General features: G+C 71.0%; 19 protein-coding genes. 6 read left to right on the top strand and 13 right to left on the bottom strand.

Annotation, left to right across the window (positions count from 1 at the left end; translation table 11 throughout):
- Positions 1–131: 131 nt before the first annotated feature.
- Genes ribD through ribH form a run of 4 tightly spaced genes read left to right on the top strand, consistent with a single transcriptional unit; the run spans position 132 to position 3,351 of the window.
- Entirely contained in the window at positions 132–1,094 is a 963-nt protein-coding gene (gene ribD, locus G5B46_RS04170; RefSeq protein WP_165256310.1) for a bifunctional diaminohydroxyphosphoribosylaminopyrimidine deaminase/5-amino-6-(5-phosphoribosylamino)uracil reductase RibD, read from the top strand.
- Positions 1,095–1,103: 9 nt separating this feature from the next.
- A complete protein-coding gene (locus G5B46_RS04165) occupies positions 1,104–1,727 on the top strand; it encodes a riboflavin synthase (RefSeq protein ID WP_165256308.1) in 624 nt (207 codons plus the stop codon).
- Entirely contained in the window at positions 1,694–2,884 is a 1,191-nt protein-coding gene (ribB, locus tag G5B46_RS04160) for a 3,4-dihydroxy-2-butanone-4-phosphate synthase (RefSeq protein WP_165256306.1), read from the top strand. The genes G5B46_RS04165 and ribB overlap by 34 nt, the downstream gene beginning before the upstream one ends.
- A 14-nt stretch (positions 2,885–2,898) precedes the next feature.
- A complete protein-coding gene (ribH, locus tag G5B46_RS04155; RefSeq protein ID WP_165256304.1) occupies positions 2,899–3,351 on the top strand; it encodes a 6,7-dimethyl-8-ribityllumazine synthase in 453 nt (150 codons plus the stop codon).
- Between the two features lie 149 nt (positions 3,352–3,500).
- On the opposite strand, the gene G5B46_RS04150 is transcribed toward ribH, so the two are convergent.
- The 12 genes from G5B46_RS04150 to G5B46_RS04095 all read right to left on the bottom strand — a co-directional run bounded on the left by G5B46_RS04150 (position 3,501) and on the right by G5B46_RS04095 (position 15,835).
- On the bottom strand, positions 3,501–4,004 hold the full coding sequence (locus G5B46_RS04150; RefSeq protein ID WP_165256302.1) for a flavin reductase family protein: 504 nt from the start codon (positions 4,002–4,004) through the stop codon (positions 3,501–3,503).
- Between the two features lie 4 nt (positions 4,005–4,008).
- A complete protein-coding gene (locus G5B46_RS04145; protein ID WP_165256300.1) occupies positions 4,009–5,103 on the bottom strand; it encodes an LLM class flavin-dependent oxidoreductase in 1,095 nt (364 codons plus the stop codon).
- Positions 5,104–5,135: 32 nt separating this feature from the next.
- Positions 5,136–5,783 (bottom strand): glutathione S-transferase family protein, encoded by a 648-nt coding sequence (locus G5B46_RS04140; protein ID WP_165256298.1) that lies wholly within the window; start codon positions 5,781–5,783, stop codon positions 5,136–5,138.
- Between the two features lie 9 nt (positions 5,784–5,792).
- Entirely contained in the window at positions 5,793–7,373 is a 1,581-nt protein-coding gene (locus tag G5B46_RS04135) for a rhodanese-like domain-containing protein (RefSeq protein ID WP_165256296.1), read from the bottom strand.
- Positions 7,370–7,984, bottom strand: a complete 615-nt coding sequence (locus G5B46_RS04130; protein WP_165256294.1) for a cysteine dioxygenase — start codon at positions 7,982–7,984, stop codon at positions 7,370–7,372. Before G5B46_RS04130 ends, G5B46_RS04135 begins: the two co-directional genes overlap by 4 nt.
- A gap of 4 nt (positions 7,985–7,988) precedes the next feature.
- Positions 7,989–10,172 (bottom strand): TonB-dependent receptor, encoded by a 2,184-nt coding sequence (locus tag G5B46_RS04125; protein WP_165256292.1) that lies wholly within the window; start codon positions 10,170–10,172, stop codon positions 7,989–7,991.
- Positions 10,173–10,304: 132 nt separating this feature from the next.
- Positions 10,305–11,318: an ABC transporter substrate-binding protein gene (locus tag G5B46_RS04120; protein ID WP_165256290.1), complete on the bottom strand. Its 1,014-nt coding sequence runs from the start codon at positions 11,316–11,318 to the stop codon at positions 10,305–10,307.
- On the bottom strand, positions 11,318–12,157 hold the full coding sequence (locus tag G5B46_RS04115; RefSeq protein WP_165256288.1) for a class II aldolase/adducin family protein: 840 nt from the start codon (positions 12,155–12,157) through the stop codon (positions 11,318–11,320). Before G5B46_RS04115 ends, G5B46_RS04120 begins: the two co-directional genes overlap by 1 nt.
- An 18-nt stretch (positions 12,158–12,175) precedes the next feature.
- On the bottom strand, positions 12,176–13,126 hold the full coding sequence (locus G5B46_RS04110; RefSeq protein WP_165256286.1) for a D-isomer specific 2-hydroxyacid dehydrogenase family protein: 951 nt from the start codon (positions 13,124–13,126) through the stop codon (positions 12,176–12,178).
- Positions 13,123–14,298: an acyl-CoA dehydrogenase family protein gene (locus G5B46_RS04105; RefSeq protein ID WP_346764867.1), complete on the bottom strand. Its 1,176-nt coding sequence runs from the start codon at positions 14,296–14,298 to the stop codon at positions 13,123–13,125. Before G5B46_RS04105 ends, G5B46_RS04110 begins: the two co-directional genes overlap by 4 nt.
- Positions 14,295–15,107 (bottom strand): ABC transporter ATP-binding protein, encoded by an 813-nt coding sequence (locus tag G5B46_RS04100; RefSeq protein WP_165256284.1) that lies wholly within the window; start codon positions 15,105–15,107, stop codon positions 14,295–14,297. The genes G5B46_RS04105 and G5B46_RS04100 overlap by 4 nt, the downstream gene beginning before the upstream one ends.
- 2 nt (positions 15,108–15,109) lie before the next feature.
- The gene (locus G5B46_RS04095) at positions 15,110–15,835 is read right to left on the bottom strand and encodes an ABC transporter permease (RefSeq protein ID WP_346764866.1); all 726 of its coding nucleotides are present in this window, start codon (positions 15,833–15,835) and stop codon (positions 15,110–15,112) included.
- 223 nt (positions 15,836–16,058) lie between these two features.
- Between G5B46_RS04095 and G5B46_RS04090 the strand changes: the two genes are divergently transcribed.
- Complete coding sequence (locus G5B46_RS04090; protein ID WP_165256280.1) at positions 16,059–16,895, top strand: LysR substrate-binding domain-containing protein; 837 nt, start codon at positions 16,059–16,061, stop codon at positions 16,893–16,895.
- 178 nt (positions 16,896–17,073) lie between these two features.
- Here G5B46_RS04090 and G5B46_RS04085 read toward each other — a convergent pair whose 3' ends face one another.
- Positions 17,074–18,435 (bottom strand): FAD/NAD(P)-binding protein, encoded by a 1,362-nt coding sequence (locus G5B46_RS04085; RefSeq protein ID WP_165256278.1) that lies wholly within the window; start codon positions 18,433–18,435, stop codon positions 17,074–17,076.
- Positions 18,436–18,686: 251 nt separating this feature from the next.
- Between G5B46_RS04085 and G5B46_RS04080 the strand changes: the two genes are divergently transcribed.
- Complete coding sequence (locus tag G5B46_RS04080; protein WP_165256276.1) at positions 18,687–19,532, top strand: TauD/TfdA family dioxygenase; 846 nt, start codon at positions 18,687–18,689, stop codon at positions 19,530–19,532.
- The last annotated feature ends 74 nt before the right edge of the window (positions 19,533–19,606 follow it).

Below are 19,606 nucleotides of genomic sequence, written 5' to 3'. Positions count from 1 at the left end.
GCTGCGCGCGCATGCTCACGCTCGTAGGCGCAAAACGCGCCGCCGTCATTTCCCATGGCCTCTAACATGTAAGAGTTTCGAAAAGCGACCAACGCTTGGCGAGGGTGAGAAGCACGGCCTAACTGCTTGGCATGACGGCTCTTTCGCCTCCACCACCGGCCATCGCCCAGGCCTTCCGCCTGGCCCTTGAAGCCGCCCGCGCCCTGGCCGGCGCCACCGCGCCCAACCCGCCGGTGGGCTGCGCCGTGCTGGCCGCCGACGGCTCCGTTTTGGCGGTGGAGGCTCACCAGGGCGCTGGCCTGCCGCACGCCGAGGCCGCCGCCCTGGCCGCCTGCCGCGACCGCTGGGATGCGGTCCACACCCTGGTCGTCACCCTGGAGCCCTGCAACCACCATGGCCGCACGCCGCCGTGCAGCCAGGCGATCCTGGCCGGTCCCGCGCGCGCCGTCTGGATCGGCGCCCGCGATCCCAACCCCGCCGTCGAGGGCGGCGGGGCGCAGCGCCTGTCCGCCGCCGGCCTGGACGTCGCCTTCGTCGTCGGTCCCCTGGCTGCCGAGAGCGCCCGCCTGATCGCCCCCTTCGCCATGCGCGCCACGCAAGGCCGTCCGTGGCTGACCATCAAGCAGGCCTTCACCGCCGATGGTTCGATGATCCCGCCACCGGGCGAGCGGACCTTCACCTCGGAGGCTTCGCTGGATCTCGCCCACGCCCTGCGCCGCCGCGCCGACGCGGTGATCACCGGCTCGGGCACGATCCTGGCCGACGCCCCGCTGCTGACCGTCCGCCGCGTGGCCGATCCCCGCCGCGCGCCGCGCCGCCTGGCCATCCTCGACCGCCGCGGCCGCACGCCCGCCGCCTATCTGGCCGCCGCCCGCGAGCGCGGCCTCGACCCCTCCCTCCACGCCGACATCCCCGCGCTGCTGGCCGACCTGGCCGAAGGCGGCGCGCTGGAGGCGCTGGTCGAGGCCGGTCCGACCCTGTCGGCCGCCTTCCTCGCCGCCAACCTCTGGGACGAGCGCGTCGTCATCACCAAGGCCGCCCGCGCCGGCGATCCCGACACCGTCGAGATCGTCCCGCGCGCAAAGGCCGCCTGAAGGAGCCCCATGTTCTCCGGCATCATCGAAACCCTGGGCGAGGTCGTCGCCGTGGCCCCCGAGGACGGCGCGCTGCGCCTGTCGCTGGCCACCGGCTTTCCCGACCTGGCGCTGGGCGAGAGCGTCGCGGTCAATGGCGTCTGCCTGACCGTCGTGCGCCACGATCCTGGCGGCGGGGCCGACTTCTTCGTCAGTCCCGAGACCCTGGCCCGCACCAGCCTGGGCGCGGCCGGCGTCGGAACGGTGCTCAACCTCGAAAGGGCAGTCACCCTGTCGACCCGCCTGTCGGGCCATCTCGTGCAGGGCCATGTCGACGGCGTCGCGCGCCTTTCCGAAGCCGTCGACGACGGCGGCTCGCGCCGCCTGACCCTGAGCCTGCCGGGCGCCCTGCGCGCCTTCTGCGTCGAGAAGGGCTCGATCGCCCTCGACGGGATCAGCCTGACCCTCAACCACGTCGGCCCGGCCGACGCCGAGGGGCGCTTTGCGGTCGGGATCACGATCATCCCCCACACCTGGACCCACACCAACCTGCAGCACGCCGCGCTCGGCGCCCCGATCAATGTCGAGGTCGACGTGCTGGCCAAATACGTGGAGCGGCTATGTCACGCCTATCTGACGCCCTCGAACGCCTGAAGGCCGGCGGCATGATCATCCTCGTCGACGACGAGGACCGCGAGAACGAGGGCGATCTGGTGCTCGGCGCCCAGTTCGCCGACGCCCCCGCCATCGCCTTCATGGCCAAGGCGGCCAGCGGCCTGATCTGCCTGGCCATGGAGCCGGACGCCGTCGACCGCCTGGGCCTGCCGCCGATGGTCGCCGACAACAGGACCCGGCGCAGCACCGCCTTCACCGTCTCGATCGAGGCGGCGGTCGGCGTCGACACCGGCATCTCGGCCTTCGACCGGGCGCTGACCATCCAGGCCGCCGTCGCGCCGGGCGCAAAGCCCGCCGATATCGTCTCGCCCGGCCACGTCTTCCCGCTGCGGGCCGTGCCCGGCGGCGTGCTCGCCCGCGCGGGCCACACCGAGGCTTCGGTCGAGCTGATGCGGCTGGCCGGCCTGACTCCCGCCGCGGTCATCTGCGAGGTGATGAACGACGACGGGACCATGGCCCGCCGCGACGACCTTGAGGTCTTCGGCGCCCGTCATGACCTGCCGATCCTGACCATCGCCGAACTGGTCGAGCATCTGCGCGGGGAGACGGTCGAGCCGGTCGCCGCGGCGCATCTGCCGTCGGCCCATGGCGGCCGGTTCGAGGTCCGCGCTTTCCGCGATCGGACGGGCGGCGTCGAGCATCTCGTGCTGCTGAACGGGCCGCTGGGCGAGGCGCCGCTGGTGCGGGTGCATTCCGAATGCCTGACAGGCGACGCCCTCGGCTCCCAGCGCTGCGACTGCGGCGCCCAGTTGCAGGCCTCCATGCGCCGCATCGGCGAGGAGGGCGGGGCGCTGGTCTATCTGCGCGGCCATGAGGGCAGGGGCCTTGGCCTCGCCAACAAGATCGCCGCCTACGCTCTGCAGGACGGGGGGCTCGACACCGTCGAGGCCAACCACGCCCTGGGTTTTGCCGACGATCCGCGCGACTACGCCGCCGCCGTCGCCATGCTGAGGAGTCTGGGCGTCGATCGCCTGCGCCTGCTCAGCAACAACCCGCGCAAGGCCGCCGCCCTGCGCGTCGGCGGGATCACGGTGGTCGAGCAGGTTCCGCTGCTGGCGCCCGTCACCCCGCACAACGCCGCCTATCTCGCCGCCAAGCGCGACAAGCTGGGCCACGGCCTGGCTCGCGCCTCCTGACCCGGACCCCTTCCATGACCCATTCTGCTCCCCGCATCGCTGTCGTCGTCAGCGGCTTCAACCCCGAGGTCACCGGCGGCCTGCTGCGCGGCGCCCTCGCCGAACTGCAGGAAGGCGGCGCGCCGGTGGCCGAGGGCGACCTGATCGACGCGCCGGGCGCCTTCGAGCTGCCGCTGCTGGCCCAGGCGCTGGTCCGCACTGGCCGCTACGACGGCGTCGTCTGCCTGGGCTGCGTGATCAAGGGCGACACCGCCCACTTCGAGTTCATCAGCCTTTCGGCCAGCGTCGGCCTGATGCAGGCGGGCCTCTCCACCGAGACCCCGATCACCTTCGGTGTGCTCACCACCTATGACGACGACCAGGCCCTCGTCCGCAGCCGCGACGACGCCGCCAACAAGGGCCGCGAAGCCGCCGCGGCGTGTCTGGGGGCGGTCGCGGCGCTGCGGAGGATCCGGGCGGTGGCTTGAAGACCCTCCCCCTGAAGGGGGAGGTGGCCCGAAGGGCCGGAGGGGGAAGTGACTGAAGAGGTCGGCGTCCCCGCCAGCACTTCCCCCTCAGTCGCTCCGCGACAGCTCCCCCTTCAGGGGGAGCATCTCGATGATCGGGCCGGAGGGGGTCACCCCACCGCCGTCAGGCCCCGGTTCCAGGCCACCAGCGCCGGCCCGGGCGAGAAGCCCACGTGCTCGGCCTCGACGATGAAGATCGAGTGGCCGCCGGCGTCGACCACGGCGTCCACCCGGCACACCGCCCGGGCCACGCCGCCGGCGAACACCGGCGGGGTCGGCCGGCGCAGTCGCCAGCGGCCCGGATCGAACCGCTCGTGGGCCCGCGAGCCGGAGGCGAAGCGCAGAGCTTCCTCCTCGTCGGCCGCGCCCAGCAGCGCCACCGACAGGTCGGGGCGTCGCAGCAGCGCATCGTGGCACCCCGCCTCCCTGCGCACGCAGAACAGGAAGCGGGGCGGGGCGACCGAGAGGCCGGTGATCGAGCTGACCAGCAGGCCGCGCGGCGCCTCGCCGTCCCAGCAGGCGATGATCGCGACGCCGCTCGCCAGGTGGGCCAGCACGTCGCGGAAGTCGATCTCGGGCGCCTGCGCCGGCGAGCCGGCGTCGTACGGGGCCATGGCGTCAGCTCGCCGCGGCCGCCGGAGCGGCCTCGCGCTCGGCCACCAGCCTGCGCACCAGCGGGATCAGGTCGCGGCCGTAGGCGACGGCGTCCTCGACCGGATCAAAGCCCCGGATCAGGAAGGTCGTCACGCCCAGGTCGTAATAGTCGAGCAGGGCCTCGGCCACCTGCTGGGGCGTGCCGACCAGACCCGTGGAGTTGCCGGCCGCGCCGGTCACCGCCGCCACGCCGGTCCAGAGGCGCTTGTCCAGGCGCGAGCCCTGCGCGGCCGCGTCCAGCAGGCGCTGCGAGCCTGCGTTGGGCGGGCGATGGCCGCTGGTCGGCAGGCCGGCGGCCTCGCGCAGGACCTTGGCGCGAGCGACGATCTCGTCTGCGCGGGCCCAGGCGGCTTCCTCGGTGTCGGCGATGATCGGACGCAGCGACAGCGAGAACTTCACCTGCCGACCGTGCTTGACGGCTGCGTGGCGCACCCGGGCGATGGTCTCGGCCACCTGGGCCTGGGTCTCGCCCCACAGGGCGAAGATGTCGGCGTGCTTGCCCGCCACCGGGATCGCCGCGTCCGACGAGCCGCCGAAATAGACCGGGATCTGCGGCGTGCGCAGGGGCTTCACCGCGCCGAAACCCTGGTCGACCTGATAGTATTGCCCCTTGTAGTCGAACGGCTTTTCGCTGGTCCATTCGGCGCGGACGATGTCGAGATACTCGCTGGTGCGGGCGTAGCGCTCGTCCTTGGTCAGGTGGTCGCCGTCCTTGGCCAGTTCCTCGTCCGAGCCGCCGGTGATGATGTGCACGGCCACGCGCCCGCCGGTGAAGTGATCCAGCGTCGCCAGCTGGCGCGCCGCCAGGGTCGGCTGGGTGAAGCCCGGGCGGTGGGCGATCATGAACTTCAGGTTCTTCGTGACGGAAGCCGCATGCGCCACCACGAGCTGGCTTTCCGGGCCGGTCGAGTGGAAGGCCACCAGGGCGCGATCGAAGCCGCCTTCGTCATGGGCGCGGGCGATCTTCTCGACATAGTCGACGTCGATCACCGGACCGGCCGGCGGATGGATCTCCGAGACGTTCTGGGTGTGGATGATACCGATGAATTCGACGCTCATGGGATGGTCCTCGATGTGCGGATGAAAAGGGGTCAGTGGGCGTGGGTCGGCGCCTGGGCCGTCTCCTTGCGCAGGGCGCGCACGACGGACGGGCGGGCGAAGGCGCGGGCGGCCTTGGCGCTCCAGGCGGGATAGGTCGAAAGGTCGATCTGGCGGCGCTCGGCCCAGCGCCAGATCACCAGGGCGTAGGCGTCGACAGCGCTGAAATGCTCGCCCAGGAGCCAGGGGCCGGGCGCCTGGGCCAAGCGCTCGATGTCCGCCAGGGTGCGGGCGAAGCGGGCCTCGCCGGGCGTGGCCAGCGCGGCCTTGACCGCTTCGTCGTCGGCATAGCGCTCTGGCCGGGCGATCTGGGCGAAGGCCACGTGCACCGTGCTGGCGAACCAGCTCATCACCTCATAGGCGTGGGCCAGCTTCAGCGGCTCCAGCAGCGGTAGGAGCTCGCTGTGCGGGTAGCGGTGGGCCAGGAAGGTCAGGATCGCCAGCACCTCGGTGACCGGCTCCTCGCCGACCAGCAGGGTGGGGATGCGGCCCTTGGGATTGACCCGCAGGTACTCCGGCTTGCGCTGGTCGCCGGCCGCCAGGTCCAGCCGGCGCACCTCGTAGGCGACGCCGATCTCCTCCAGGGCCACGAGCGGGGCCAGCGAGGAACTGCCGGGAGCGATGTAGAGGGTGAGGGTCATGGCGGGGCCTCAGATCACGAAGAAGCCGTGGCTGCCGTCGCGGGCCAGCTGGTCGACCAGGCCGAACTCCCAGTCGAGATAGGCCTGCATGGCCTCGGCGGCGTTGTCAGTGCCCTCGTAGGGGCGCTTGTAGACGTCGGTCGGATCGCTGGCGGCGCGGGCGAGGCTCGTCTCCAGCGCCCGGCCGGCGGCGATCCAGGCGGCGGTCCCGCCGTCGAGCACGCGCACGGGCCGGTCGGTGATCTCTTCCAGCTCCGGCGCGGCCAGGCGCGCCAGCACCCCGTCCGGTGAGGTCAGGACGATCGGCTTGTCTTCGGGGATCCGCTCCAGCGCTTCGGCCAGCTGGGCGCGGATGGCGAACCAGGCGCCGGGCACGTGCCCCTTGCGATGGACGGGGCTTGAGGCGAGGTCCAGCACTACGACCGCCTCATCGGCCAGGGCTTCGGACAGGGCGCGCGGCAGGATAGTCTCGACCACCGGCAGGTGCGGCGGCTGGGCCGGCGTCCAGGCGCCGACCTCCAGCTCGCCCTCGAAGCCGCCTTCCAGCACGTAGACCTCCCAGCCCAGCTGGGCCAGCCACGAGGCGGTCATGTCGGCGCGCGGCCCCAGCTCGTCGGCCAGCACGATGCGGCCGCCGCGCACAGGGGCGAAGACGTCGGTCTCCTGCACCAACTGGCCGCCGGGCGCGCTGCGGAAGCCGGGCAGGTGGCCATTGGCGTACTCGTCGGGCGTGCGCACGTCGAAGCGATAGAGCGTGCGCTTGCGGTCGGTGGAGAGGTCGGCCAGCCCCTCGGCGTCGATGCGGCGCACGCCGGCGCGATAGGCCACGTCGCGGGCCTTGGCGCGGGCCTCCTCCAGCGTCTGGTTGGAGACGTCGGGGAACCTGCGGCTCTGGCCGGTCTCCAGGCTCTGCTGGGCCAGGGTCCAGCCGATGGTGCCGTTGCGCAGGGCGAAGACCGGGTTGGGCACGCCGGCGTTCACCAGCGACTGGGCGCCGATCAGGCTGCGGGTGCGGCCCGCGCAGTTGACGATGATCGTGGTGGCGGGATCCGGTGCCAACTCGCGTGCTCGCAGCACCAGTTCCGCGCCCGGCGTGCTGACGCCGCCCGGGATGCTCATGGTGGCGTATTCCTCGAACCGGCGGGCGTCGAGGATCACCTGATCGGCCTTGGCGTCGATGCGGGCCTGCACCTCCTGGGCGGGCAGGGAGGGGGTGTGCCGCCGCGCCTCGACCAGTTCGCCGAACGCCTTGCTGTAGGAGTTCACGTCCTGGAACAGCTCGTAACCGGCGTCGCGCCAGCCCTGCAGGCCGCCCGCCAGCGCCCGGACGTTGCCGTAGCCCAGCGCCGCCAGCCGCTTGCCGGCCGGCGAGACCAGGCCTTCGCCGTCGTCGTACAGCACGATCCGCGTCTCCTTGCGCGGCACGCGGTCGAGGATCTCGACCTCCAGCCGGCTGAGCGGCAGTTGCGAGGCGAACAGCGGGTGAGCCTTGGCGAAGGGGTCTTCCTCGCGCAGGTCCAGAAGGGCGATCTCGCGGCGGGCGATCAGGTCCTGGCGGACCTCGCGGGGCGTGACGACGGGCAAGGTCATGGCGCGGCCTCGACGGGGACCGGCCGGGACCGGTCCCACAGGTTGGGGAGGGTGTCGTTGGAGTAGCCGGAGACGAAGGGCTTCCCGCGTCCCTCGGCGTCGTAGGTGGCGCGGCGGACCGCGCCGATATTGGCCCCGTAGACGTGGATGCTGATCGAGGCCTGGTCGTCGAAGGCGTTGGTGACCTGGTGCACGTCGCCCACCGTCGGCGAGACGGCCTCGACCTGGCCGCGTTCCAGCCGGTGGAGCGGGCCGTCGGGAACCAGGGCCTGTCCGTCGCGGCGATAGGGCTGCGACAGCTCGGCCCCGCGCAGTACGCCCACCAGGCCCCAGACCGTGTGGTCGTGCACGGGCGTGGCCTGGCCCGGGCCCCAGACGAAGCTGACCACGCTGAACCGCTCGCGGCTGTCGCAATGCAGCAGGTACTGCTGGTAGCGGGCCGGGTTCGGCTCGGCGTAGGCCGGCGGCAGCCAGTCGTCTTGAGCGATCAGGCCGGCCAGCAGGGCCTGGCCTTCGCGCAGGATCTGCGCCTCGTCGCCCGTGCGGTCGAGCAGGGCGCCGAGGTCTCCGACGAACTGGGCCAGGCGGGAAAGATTGGGCGCGCTGCTCATGACGTCACAGCGCGTACTTCAGCGTGACCAGCCAGGTCCGCGGATCGGGGAAGTTCAGGTAGTAGACCCCAGTCGACGGCGTGTAGGTCGAGCTCACCGGCTTGTCGCTGTCGAGGATGTTGCGCGCCGACAGCTGGACGGCCCAGTGCGGGTCGGGCGCGGTCCAGGTGATCGTGCCGTTCAGGAAGCCTTGCGACGGGATGTTGTTCTGGCCGCCTGCCGCCGGGGTGGCGCTGCTGACCACGCCGCTCTGCCATTGGGCGTCGAGGCCGACGCGCACCGCGCCCGGGATCTGCACCGGCACGTCCCAGGTGACGCCGCCCGACAGGTTCCAGCGCGGGGAGTTGAGCAGGCGGTTGCCGTCGGCGTTCACGCCCGCGCCGCCGGCGCCCTTGTAGTCGTCATAGACCGCGTACAGCCAGCCGACGTTGAAGTTCAGGCCCACCCGCTCGGTCGGCCGCGCCTCGGTTTCCAGTTCGACGCCGTAGGTGTGGGCCTGGCCGGCGTTGCCGCGGCGGCTGCCCACATAGGCCGGGTCGTAGAACGACACCTGCAGGTCCTGGTAGTCGTTGTAGAAGGCCGCCAGGTTGGCCCGCAGGCGACGGTCGAAGGCTTGGGTCTTCAGGCCGGCCTCGAAGGTGGTCACGTCCTCGGGCGCGAAGGGCAGGGTGGCCAGATCGAGCCGCGTGGCGCGGTTGTCGAAGCCGCCCGACTTGAAGCCCTTGGAGTAGCTGACGTACTGCGAGACGTCCGGGGTCCACTGGTACTGCGCGGTCAGCTTGGGCGTGATCGCCGACCAGGTCTTGTCGGCCCGACCCGCGATCGATTGGCCGATCACCTGGCCCGCCAGGTTCAGCACCTTGTTGTCGAAGGTGAATTCCTTCTCCTCGTTGGTCCAGCGCAGGCCGCCGGTCAGGCTGAAGCGATCGGTCACCGCATAGGTCGCCTCGCCGAACAGGGCGTAGGCGTCGGTATTGGTGACGTTGTGGGCGCGGGCGAAGTTGTAGTTGCCGGGCGTCACCGTCGGATCGGTGCCTTGCGCGTTGCGGCGGCTGTAGCCGTCGCGCTCCACGAAGAAGCGTTCGTGCAGGTAGAACAGCCCGCTGGTGAAGGTCAGGCGGCCATAGTCGCCGTTCAGTTGGACTTCCTGGGTGACGTACTGGTCGTTGTAGTGGATCAGGTTCTTCTGGATCAGCGCCGCCTCGCCGTCGTTGTCGTAGTTGACGGGATTGAGGTTGAAGCCGCCGTAGGCCGTGATCGACTTGATCTTGAGGTTGTCGTTCAGCGCGTACTGCACGCGGATCGAGCCGCTGATCTGGTCCAGGTCCTGCGTCGGCTCGACCTCGGAATAGGACCGGCGCTTGTCGAAACCGCCGCCCGGCTGCCTGACCGGGATGTAGCTGCGGGTGTCGCTGCGGTCGCGCAGGGCGTTCAGCGTGAAGAGGACGTCCAGCTTTTCGGTCGGCGTCCAGCGCAGCTTGGCCCGGTAGGCGTCTAGGTCGATGCGGTTGACGTCGTGGTTCAGCGTCGGGTCGAAGGTCACCCCGTCGCGCTTGTGGTGGATGTAGGACAGGCTGCCGGCCAGCTTGCCCTCGACGATCGGGCCTTCGACCAGGGCGCGCACGTCGACGGCGCCGTAGCTGCCTAGGCCAACCTCGGCCTTGGCGCGGAAGTCCTGGCCCGGATCGCGGGTGATGATCCGCAGCGCGCCGGCGCTGGAATTGCGGCCGTACAGCGTGCCCTGCGGGCCGCGCAGCACCTCGATGCGCTCCAGGTCGTTGAACTCGATCATCGAGCCGATCTGGCGAGGCACGTAGACGTCGTCGACATAGACGGCCAGCACCGGCTCCTGGATCGGATCGGCCTCGCCGACGCCCCGCAGCGCATAGGTCTGGGTGGTGTGGCTGATGGTGACGCGGCTGATCGACAGGTTCGGGATCTGGCCGGCCAGGTCGCGGATGTTGTCGACCTTGCGGTCGGCCAGCACCTGCGGGCCGAAGGCCGAGATGGCGATGGCGGTCTTCTGCAGGTCGGTGGCGCGGCGCTCGGCGGTGACGATCACCTGCTCGACGGCGGCCGACCCGCTGTCGTCGGTATTGGCGGCCGGCGCCGGTTCGGCCGCCAAGGCCCCGCCGGCGACAGCGAGGCCCGAAGTGAAGGCGAGAAGTTGAAGCTTGAAGGTCTGCACGGATCTATCCCCGACTTGTTCGATGGGGATTTGTCTTCGTGAAGGCGCTTATCTCAACGAATATAAAATGATCCAGCGGATAGCTCTGCTCATATCGTCCGAAGTCATCGGATATATTTGCGTTGCTTGTCATTATTTCAGAAACGATGAGAGGCGATCATCCCACAGCGGGCGCACGTCGACCCGCGCGGGAATGATCTTGGCGGCGGCGAAGGTGTCGGCCACGGCCTGCTGCGAAGCGATGGCCGCCTGGCTGATCGGCCCGAGCAGACTGGGCGAGGACTTCTCGCGGAACTCCTGGGCGTAGTACTCGGCCTTGACGCCGGTGACCTTGGCCCGGGCCAGCGCCCAGCGCTCGCCGTCGGCGTTGATCCAGTCGAACACCCGCTTGTAGCGCCCGACATAGTCGCCCAGCGCCTGGAACCGCACGGGATCGTCCAGCGCCTCCTTGGCCGCCGTGATCAGGTAGTTGCCCGACAGGATCCCCAGCGCCGTGCGCAGCACCCGCGCCCCGGCCTCGCGGGCCTGGTAGACGATGACGCCGTAGATCACCCAGGCGTCCAGCGCCCCGCTCTGGAAGGCGGCCAGGCCGTCCTGCGGGCTCAGCGCCACCGGCGTGATGTCGCTCCAGGCCAGGCCCGCCTCCTGCAGCAGGCGCAGCAGGATGTAGTGCGAGGTCGTGGCCTTCACGTAGCCGATGCGCTTGCCCTTCAGGTCCTTGAAGTCGCGGGCGCTCGAGCCCTTGGGCACGAGCACGACCTGGTTGTTCACGTCGCCCTGCAGCACGCCGACGATGCGCACCTGGTTGCCCGGCTGGGCGGCGACGAAGATCGGCGGGATCTCGCTCATGCCGCCGAAGTCCAGAGCCCGGGCGTTGATCGCCTCGGCGATCAGGTTGCCGCCGGCGAACTGGGTGCGGGCCAGCTTGTAGGGCGGGTCGGCGATGCCGGCTTCGCTGAAGAAGCTCTCGGGATTGCCGCGATAGGTCGCCACGCGCAGGGTCAGGTCGGCCAGCGAGCCGGCCTTGTCGCCGCCCTTGGGCGAGCAGGCCGCCAGGTTCACGGTGGTCAGGCCCGCCAGCGACAGGCCCGCGATCGAAAGACCGCCCGACATCAGGTCGCGGCGGGAAAGCGAAATGCCGGCCATCAGTCGAACAGGTCCGGCTCTTCTTCGGTGACGATGTCCCAGTAGGGCTGGAACGACCACAGGCCGCCCAGTTCGGTGCCCACCTGGCCGGCGGTGTGTTTGGCGACTTCCGGCGGCATCGGCTTGGTCGGGCCGGCGGCCTCGGCCAGCAGCTGCGCCTGGCAGGCGTTCTCCAGGGCGAGATAGCGCCAGACGGCGGCCTCCACCGACTGGCCGACGGTCAGGATGCCGTGGTTCTGCAGGATCACCGCCTTCTTGGGGCCCAGCGCCCTGGCGATCTTCTGGCCCTCGCTGGTGTCGAGCACCACGCCCGAAAACTCCTCGAACAGGGCGTGGTCGTCGTAGAAGGCCGCCGAGTCCTGGGTCAGCGGGTCCAGCAGCCGGCCCAGCGCCGACCAGGCCTTGCCGTACAGCGAGTGCGAGTGCGCGGCGGCCACCACGTCGGGGCGGGCCTCGTGCAGCTGCGAGTGGATGGCGAAGGCGGCGCGGTTCAGGCGGGCCGGGGCCTTCTCTGGCGGCTGCACGATCTCGCCCTCGTGACTGACCAGCATCAGGTCCGAAACCTTGATGCGCGAGAAGTGCACGCCCAGCGGGTTGACCCAGAAGTGGTCGGTCAGCTCGGGATCGCGGGCGGTGATGTGGCCCGCCCCGCCCATGTCGAAGCCGTAGCGGCCGAACAGCCGGTAGCCGGCGGCGAGGCGCTGCTTGCGATAGAGCCGCTCCAGCTCGATCGTCGGCTGCTGGGGGATCTCGCGCGAGCCGAACGGCGGCAGCACGCTTTCGATCTTGGCGGGGTGCGGGGCGGCGGCGAAGCCGCGCGGTGAAGGGATCGCGGTCATCGCGAAGGGTCCTTGTGGTCAGTAGCCGCGCGACAGGTCGACGATGTCGGCCAGGGGCGCGCCGGCGCGAAAGCGGGCGAGGTTCTCGGCGAACTGGGTCGCCAGGTTGATGCGGGTGTCGGGCGTGTGCACCGAGGTGTGCGGCGACAGCCGCACCTTGGGGTGGCCGTAGAACGGGTGCCCGTCGGTCAGCGGTTCGGGGAAGGTCACGTCCAGGCTGGCGCGAGCCACTCGGCCGTCGTCCAGCGCCGCCAGCAGGGCGTCGTCGTCGATCAGCGCGCCGCGGGCGATATTGATCAGGTGCAGGCCGGGCTTGGCGTGGGCCAGCACCTCGCGGCCGATCAGGCGCTGCGTCTCCGGCGTCGCCGGGGCGGCCAGCACCACGTGGTCGCTGCGGGAAAACAGGGTCTTCAGGTCGGCCACGCGCTCGACGCCGGGAACCGGGATCGGTTTGTCCGAGCGGCGGGTGGCGATGACGTTCAGGCCCAGCGCCTGGGCGCGCGGGGCCAGGGCCTCGCCGATGGCGCCGAAGCCCACCAGGCCAAGCGTCGTGCCCGAGATCAGCTTCAAGGGCTGGGGCGTCCAGCGCTCGGCCTTGTCGATCCAGATCTCGGGCAGGCGCTTGGCCTCGGCGAGGATCGAGGCCAGCGCGAACTCGGCCAGCGCCACCGCCGAAGAGCCCCGCGCCGAGGTCACCACCGGGCCGTCGAACAGCCAGTCCGGATAGAAGTCGATGCCCACCGACACCAGCTGCACCCAGCGCACGTCGAACGGCCAGCCCGGCGGCGGGGTCTTGGGCAGCACGCCGCCAGCCTTGCGGAAGGGCGCGGCGACCAGAACCTTGGCCGAGGGCGGCAGCGGCGTGGTCAGGCCCGGCGGCACGGCGATGATCTCGGCGTCCACCGCATGCTGGGCGAAGACGCTGTTGAACACCTCGGGCAGTTGGCTGGCGACGACGAGACGGCTCATTGCGCGCCCTCGCGTCCGGCGAAGGCCGTCCTGCCGGCGCCCGTCAGCACCACGTCGGCCTGGGGCGTGTGCACCCGGCCGCACAGCACGTCGCGGTGATGACGCTCCAGCGGATTGTTGCGCGTCAGGCCCGGATTGCCGGTCAGCTTCAGCGCCTTCTCGACGACCGTGATGGCGTTCTCGGTGACCAGGTGCTTGACCAGGCCGCTCTCGCCGGCCGCCGTCTCGCCCTTTGCTGCGCTGTCCAGCAGCACGCGGTTGGACAGCAGAAGGCCGTCGATCTCGCCCAGCGCCTCCTGGAAGCGGGGCAGGGTCGAGAGGCTGGCGCCCAGGTTGGCCGGCTTGCGGCTGATCAGGAAGTCGGCCAGCCAGTCGCGGGCCGAACGTGCGACCGCGTCATAGATCGCCGCCGTCAGCACCGACGACCAGGTCCCGAAGCTGGCCGGATAAGGCGGCGGGGCGCCCAGGGGCTGCGGATCCAGGGCGTGGTCCAGCGGGACCAGCACGTCCTCGAAGATCACGTCGTGGCTGGCGCTGGCGCGCAGGCCCAGGTGATCCCAGGTCTCCTCGATGACCACCCCGGGCGCGTCGGCGCGCACCAGCCAGCCGCCGACCAGCGGTTCGGCGTCGTCGCTGCGTGCCCAGACCACGAACCAGGTCAGGGCCGACGAGCCGGTGGAGTAGATCTTGCGGCCGCTGATCCGCCAGCCTTCCGGCGTGCGGCGGGCGATGGTGGCCGGCAGGCCGCCGCGGGCGGGCGTGCCGAGATCGGGCTCCACCCGCAGGGCGTTGATCAGCGCGCCATGCGTGATGGCGTCGCCGATGACCCGCTGCTTGAGGTGCTCGGGCCAGCCCGAACGTCCCTCGACAGAGGCGTGGAACAGGTACTGCATGACCAGGACGAGCGCGGTGGCCGGTTCGCCTCGGGCGACGGCCGAGACCACCTTCAGCGCGGTCGGCAGGTCGCTTTCCAGCCCGCCCAGGCGCGCCGGCGCGGTCAGGGCCAGCAGGCCGGCCTCATGCAGGGCCTGGAAATTGGCGAAGGGAAAGCTGGCCTCGCGATCGTGACGACCGGCGGTGGCGGCGAAGGCCTGCGTCAGGCGCGGCAGCACCGCGTCGAGGTCGGGCAGGTGCGGCGCGGGCTCCAGCTTGCGGGCGGCGATGCTGCTCACTGCACGGCCTCGCCGGTGGGGAAGGCGACCAGGGCTCCTTCGTGCGGCGCGGGGGCCTCGACGCCCAGGTGGCCCAGCAGCCGGCGGCGGATGGCCTGGAAGCGCGCGTCGGGCGCACGCGGGCGCTCCAGCGCGATGTGCTCCTCGGCGGCGATCCGGCCCTTGTTCAGCACCAGCACCCGGTCGGCCAGCGAGATGGCCTCGTCGACATCGTGGGTGACCAGCAGCACGGCTGGCTTGTGCTCATTCCAGAGGTTCAGGACGAGGTCGTGCATCTTCAGCCGGGTCAGGGCGTCCAGCGCGGCGAACGGCTCGTCGAGCAGCAACAGGCCCGGCTCGCGGACGAGCGCCCGGGCCAGGGCGGTGCGCTGGGCCTCGCCGCCGGACAGCGTGGAGGGCCAGGCGTCCAGGCGGTGGCCAAGGCCCACCTCCTGCAGCGCCGCCTCGGCCCTGGCCCGGACGCCTTTGTCCTTCAGGCCCAGCGCGACGTTGCGCCAGACCTTCTTCCACGGCAGCAGGCGGGCGTCCTGGAACACCACGGCGCGCGTGTTGGGCGTCGTCACGTCCTGGTCGCCGACGGGGTCGAGGCCGGCCAGGGTGCGCAGCAGAGTGGTCTTGCCCGACCCGCTGGCGCCCAGCAGGGCGACGAACTCGCCTGGGGCGATCGACAGGTCGAGGCCATCGATCACCCGGTTGGCGCCGAACTGGCGGACGAAGCCGGTCAGTTTGACGGCGGGGGCGACCGGCGCGGTGGCCGGAGCCGGCGATACGGCGTCGAAGGCGCGGCGGCGGATGCGCGGCTGAACCATGGTCATTGCTCCACGAGGCTGGGCCGCCAGGCCAGAGCGCGGCGCTCCAGCGTGCGGACGAGGGCGTCGGCGCCGAGGCCGAGCAGGGCGTAGACGAGCAGGCAGACGACGATGATGTCGGTCCGCATGAAGTCGCGGGCGTTGTTGATCAGGTGGCCAAGGCCCGCCTGGGCGTTGATCTGTTCGGCCACCACCAGCACCAGCACAGACACGCCCAGGGCGTAGCGCAGGCCCACGAAGAACGAGGGCAGGGCGCCGGGCAGGATCACCTCGCGCACCAGGCCCCAGCCCGACAGGCCGAAGCTGCGGGCGGCCTCGACCAGGCGCACGTCGATGCCGCGCACGCCGGCGAAGAGGTTCAGGTAGATCGGGAAGGTGGTGGCCACCGCGATCAGCACGATCTTGGGCGCCTCGCCGATGCCGAACCAGACGATGAACAGCGGCGTCAGGGCCAGGGACGGAATGGTCCGCTTGATCTGCATCAGCGGGTCGATCGCCGTCTCGCCCAGGCGCGACAGGCCAGCCGCCAGGCCCAGGGTGACGGCCACCACCAGCGCGATCGACAGGCCGGCGGCGGCGCGGGCCAGGGAAACGAGCAGGTTGGCGGGAAGCTCGCCCGAGATGGTCAGCGCCCAGAAGGTTTCGGCCACCGTCGAAGGCGCGGCCAGCACCCGCTCGGGGATCACTCCGAACCGCGATCCCAGCTCCCACAAGGCCAGAAGCAGCACCGGGGACAGCCAGCGGGCGCGGGAGAGGCGCGGCCATCGCCATGGCTTGGCTGAAGAAATTCTATCGGCGGTCGCCAAAGACATCGGGTCGCTTCCATCGCTGTGACCGTTGCGGCGGGGGCGCCGTTGCTCCACAGAGATGGACGCTGAATTCCTACTCGATCAATAGACTTATCCTCAGGGGTCTTATTAGAGTTCCTCAACGGGATAGACGGGACGCCAGATGCCGACCAACCTTCCGACCGAATTGCTCCGCAGCTTCGTGGCCATCGTCGACAGCGGTTCGATGCTGCGCGCCACCGAGCGGGTCTTCGTCACCCAGTCGGCGCTCAGCCTGCAGATGAAGCGCCTGGAGGAGACGGTGCTGACGCCGCTGTTCCACCGCGAGGGGCGGCGCTTGTCGCTGACGCCGGCCGGCCAGACCTTGCTGGGCCATGCTCGCGACATCCTCGCCCTCAACGATCGGGCGGTGGTGGCGCTGACGGGCGACGCCCTGGCCGGCCCGGCCAGGGTGGGGCTGGTGCAGGACTTCGCCGAGACGCTGCTGTCGGGCGTGCTGGCCCGCTTCGCCCAGCTCAACCCCGACACTCAGCTGCAGGTGCGGGTGGCCGGCTCGCCGGAGCTGCTGGACCTGCTGCGCAGCGACCGCCTCGACGTGATCCTGTGCATGGGGGCCTATGACGACCCAGCCGCCGCCCGCACCGTGCCGATGGTTTGGCACGGCGATGCGGATCTGGCCCAACTGGACGTCCTGCCGCTGGCGATCCTGGAGGCGCCGTGCCGGTTCCGCGACGCGGCGCTGGCGGCTCTGGAGCGGGAGGGGCGGCCCTACCGCGTGGCGCTTGAGACGCCCAGCCTGTCGGCCCTGCGGGCGGCCGTGCAGTCGGGCCTGGCCGTGACCTGCCGCACCAGCCTGTTCCGTCCCGACGCCCAGCCGATCGCCGAGGCGGCCCTGCCCAGCTTGCCCAAGGTGGCCTATGTGCGCCGCACCGGCCCCGCGCCGCATCCGTCGATCGGCAAGCTGTCGGAGCTGATCCACACGGCGGCGCTGGAGCTCTAGGTCAGATCGACATTCAGCAGTTCTGACCCTTTCTCCGAGCATCCCCGCGAAGGCGGGGATCCAAGCTGTATTTCAGGACAAGGCGCGTCCGTGAGCGACCCGCAGGCCCCGCTTGGGTCCCCGCCTTCGCGGGGAAGGGCGGTTTGGGGGCGGTCCTGCGAGTGAAGGTCGAGCCAGCCTAGCCGCGTCGCACCGCCGCCAGGGCCGCCGCCGCCACCTGCGCGGCCTGACCGCGGATGTCGGGCACGGCGTTGATCTCCCACCGGGCGCCGCGCGTGACGGGGCCGACCGCGAGCAACGTGCGGCTCGCCGAGCCCGACACGTCGAGCAGACGGTTGTCGGCGTCGACGTCCAGGCCCAGGCGCAGGGGATCGGGCCGGGCCAGGCCCCGCCGGATCAGGTCCAGCAGCAGCGGATCGGTCGATCGGGTCACGTCGCCGGTCGGGCCCGTGGCGTTGACCACCGCCGACACCGAGAACGGCTGCGAGGCGGTCTCGCCGCGCGGCCGCCAGGCGCCCTCGACGCGGCCGTCCTCGGCTTCGGCCAGGCGTACGATCTTGCCCGCCGCGACTTTCAGCCGGCCCGTGCGGCGCAGGCCCGCGACCCGCGCGGCCACCTCGGGCGACAGGCGGTGACGGTGCACGTCCCAGAAGGGGCGCGCATGGCGCAGGAAGGCCTGCTTGTGCGCCACGCTCCAGCCGCGCCAGAGGTCCTGGGTGGCCGGGCGCAAGGCGTCGACGGCGGTGCGCCAGCCGTGCTCGGCGGCCGTTCGGCGCAGCCAGGCCAGGGCGACGAGGGGCGGAATGTCCGACGCCGGCGGGGAGGGCGGCCTGGCCGGTGGTTCGCCTTCGTGCTCGCGCGGCGTGAGGCCGCGTCGCGACAGGGCGATGATCGAGCGCCCTGGCGCCATGTCCTCGAGGCTCAACGCCAAGTCCACCATCGTCAGGCCCGTTCCCAGCAGCAGAACCGGACCGGGCGGCAGGCGGGCCGGATCCCATCGCCAGGGATCGGCCACGTAGGCCGGCGAGGCGGCCAACGCCTCCGTCACGCCATGCGGACGGCAGGGCGGGGGATTGCCCAGCGCCAGCACGACGGCGTCGGCCAGGATCGGGCGGCCCATGGCGGTGGTCAGCCGCCAGCCGTCGCCGCCGGGCTCCAGCCCGACCACGGCGTCCGGCGCGATCACGAGGCGGCCCGCGCCTTGAGGGCCCTCGACGATCTGCGCGAGCAGGGCCTGCAGGTAGCGCCCGTAGTCGCCTCGCGTGGCGAAGTCGCCCGCACCGACATCCAGACCGAGGCCCTGCATCCAGTCAACGAAGTCGCCCGGTCGGTCGGGCCAGGCGCTCATGTTGCCCGCCCGCACGTTCAGGCGGTGGCTCGGATTGTGGGTGGCGTAGGCCGCGCCCAGGCCGACCGGCGCGTTGCGCTCCAGCAGGATCACGCGCACCGCCGCGCCGTCCCGCAGCAGGTTCAGGGCGGTCATCACGCCGCTGAAGCCGGCGCCGACCACGGCGATCACGGGCGTTGGAGGCAGGGCCATGGTCTGGAAACTCTATAAAATCGATAGGAGTTTCTTCGGCGATCGTCGGGCGGCGCGCAAGCCGTCTGTCGAGGATGGCTGATCCTGCTCATTGGCGCTGCTGAAATATGCGCGCCGCCAATGCCGAATATTGCTGCTCGCGATATATAAATCTCTGAATTCTTTCTGAGAAATACTCGTTCGCACCGTTTGGGCGTGCTGGCCATGTTCGCCTCCGCCGACCGGCTCGCGTCGGCTGCAAGGAGGTTCCCATGAGCGCCGTCCTCGACCAGGTCCGTCAGGACCTGGGCCTGACCGTCACCCCCGTCAGCCCGACCATCGGCGCCGAAGTCGCCGGGATCGACCTGCGCCAGACCCTGAGCCGCGAGCAGCGCGACGCCCTGAAGGCGCTGCTGCTCGACCGCAAGGTCCTGTTCTTCCGCGACCAGGACATCACCCGCGACCAGCAGCTGGCCTTCGCCGCCAACTTCGGCGAGGTCTACGCCCACCCGACCGGCGGCGTCGAAACCCACCGCGCCGTGCAGCCGATCTCTGCCGAGGCCTTCAAGAAGTACGACATCCGCGAGAACCACTGGCACACCGACACCAGCTGGCGCGTGAACCCGTCGTTCGGCGCGGTGCTGAAGGCCGTGCACATTCCCGAGGTCGGCGGCGACACCATCTGGGCCGACGGCCACGCCATCTGGAAGGGCCTGCCCGACGACCTCAAGGCCGCCGTCGACGAGCTCTATGTCATTCACGACTACCAGGACGCGCTGAACCGCTCGGGCGAGCGCTATCCGCTGACGGCGCATCCGGCGATCCGCACCCATCCGGAGACCGGCCAGGAGATCTTCTGGATCAACTACAGCCTCAAGCCCCGCTTCGTGGACCTGGCGCCCGACGAGAGCAGGGCGCTGCTGGCCCGCCTCTATGACGAGGTGAAGCGGCCCGAGCATCACGCCCGCTTCCGCTGGCGGCCCAACTCGGTGGCCCTGTGGGACAACCGCGCGGGCCTGCACTACGCGGTGCGCGACTACGGCGACTTCCCGCGGGTGATGGAGCGGGTGCTGATCGGTTCCGACGACGTGCCCTACCGCGACCGCAAGTCCGCCTGACGCCTGGACGGCGCGGCCCGCCGAAGCCGCGCCGCCGACCTTCCGATTTCTCAAGACCAAGAACGACGCGGGGC

The sequence above is a fragment of the Caulobacter sp. 602-2 genome, assembly GCF_011043625.1.
Lineage (GTDB): Bacteria > Pseudomonadota > Alphaproteobacteria > Caulobacterales > Caulobacteraceae > Caulobacter.
This window is presented reverse-complemented; position numbering and strand designations above follow the sequence as displayed.

What these genes read in the sequence shown, in the direction of transcription:
- G5B46_RS04145 (WP_165256300.1), bottom strand. Translation starts at nt 5,103, where the DNA reads ATGAGCGTCGAATTCATCGGTATCATCCACACCCAGAACGTCTCGGAG.
- ribH (WP_165256304.1), top strand. Translation starts at nt 2,899, where the DNA reads ATGACCCATTCTGCTCCCCGCATCGCTGTCGTCGTCAGCGGCTTCAAC.
- G5B46_RS04165 (WP_165256308.1), top strand. Translation starts at nt 1,104, where the DNA reads ATGTTCTCCGGCATCATCGAAACCCTGGGCGAGGTCGTCGCCGTGGCC.
- G5B46_RS04080 (WP_165256276.1), top strand. Translation starts at nt 18,687, where the DNA reads ATGAGCGCCGTCCTCGACCAGGTCCGTCAGGACCTGGGCCTGACCGTC.
- ribB (WP_165256306.1), top strand. Translation starts at nt 1,694, where the DNA reads ATGTCACGCCTATCTGACGCCCTCGAACGCCTGAAGGCCGGCGGCATG.
- G5B46_RS04120 (WP_165256290.1), bottom strand. Translation starts at nt 11,318, where the DNA reads ATGGCCGGCATTTCGCTTTCCCGCCGCGACCTGATGTCGGGCGGTCTT.
- ribD (WP_165256310.1), top strand. Translation starts at nt 132, where the DNA reads ATGACGGCTCTTTCGCCTCCACCACCGGCCATCGCCCAGGCCTTCCGC.
- G5B46_RS04115 (WP_165256288.1), bottom strand. Translation starts at nt 12,157, where the DNA reads ATGACCGCGATCCCTTCACCGCGCGGCTTCGCCGCCGCCCCGCACCCC.
- G5B46_RS04150 (WP_165256302.1), bottom strand. Translation starts at nt 4,004, where the DNA reads ATGGCCCCGTACGACGCCGGCTCGCCGGCGCAGGCGCCCGAGATCGAC.
- G5B46_RS04140 (WP_165256298.1), bottom strand. Translation starts at nt 5,783, where the DNA reads ATGACCCTCACCCTCTACATCGCTCCCGGCAGTTCCTCGCTGGCCCCG.
- G5B46_RS04110 (WP_165256286.1), bottom strand. Translation starts at nt 13,126, where the DNA reads ATGAGCCGTCTCGTCGTCGCCAGCCAACTGCCCGAGGTGTTCAACAGC.
- G5B46_RS04100 (WP_165256284.1), bottom strand. Translation starts at nt 15,107, where the DNA reads ATGGTTCAGCCGCGCATCCGCCGCCGCGCCTTCGACGCCGTATCGCCG.
- G5B46_RS04085 (WP_165256278.1), bottom strand. Translation starts at nt 18,435, where the DNA reads ATGGCCCTGCCTCCAACGCCCGTGATCGCCGTGGTCGGCGCCGGCTTC.
- G5B46_RS04090 (WP_165256280.1), top strand. Translation starts at nt 16,059, where the DNA reads ATGCCGACCAACCTTCCGACCGAATTGCTCCGCAGCTTCGTGGCCATC.
- G5B46_RS04135 (WP_165256296.1), bottom strand. Translation starts at nt 7,373, where the DNA reads ATGACCTTGCCCGTCGTCACGCCCCGCGAGGTCCGCCAGGACCTGATC.
- G5B46_RS04130 (WP_165256294.1), bottom strand. Translation starts at nt 7,984, where the DNA reads ATGAGCAGCGCGCCCAATCTTTCCCGCCTGGCCCAGTTCGTCGGAGAC.